This is a genomic window from Pseudomonas parakoreensis (assembly GCF_021602155.1).
GTDB lineage: Bacteria > Pseudomonadota > Gammaproteobacteria > Pseudomonadales > Pseudomonadaceae > Aquipseudomonas > Aquipseudomonas parakoreensis.
On the sequence record NZ_BQHY01000084.1, the window covers coordinates 1 to 268 of the forward strand.

Sequence of the window (268 nt, forward strand, 5' to 3'; positions counted from 1 at the left end):
ACTTGTGGGAGCTGGCTTGCCAGCGATGACGGCGGGTCAGTCACATCCTTATTTTTTTGACACACCGCTATCGCTGGCAAGCCAGCTCCCACAGTGAATCGCGGTGTACCCGGGCCTGACGCCATGCTTGATACCTTTGAAGAAATTCAAGCATGAAGCTGGCATTGACCGGTGTCCTGTAGGAGCTGCCGCAGGCTGCGATCTTTTGCCTTGGCCTTTGAAGATCAGAATCAAAAGATCGCAGCCTGCGGCAGCTCCTACAGGGATC

At 54.9% G+C, this 268-nt stretch carries 1 protein-coding gene; it reads right to left on the reverse strand.

Annotated features, from left to right (window positions below; all coding sequences use genetic code 11):
- Nucleotides 1–48: 48 nt before the first annotated feature.
- Nucleotides 49–268 (reverse strand): hypothetical protein (locus tag L6D63_RS28495; protein WP_236170521.1); only part of this gene is annotated, 220 nt, incomplete at its 5' end.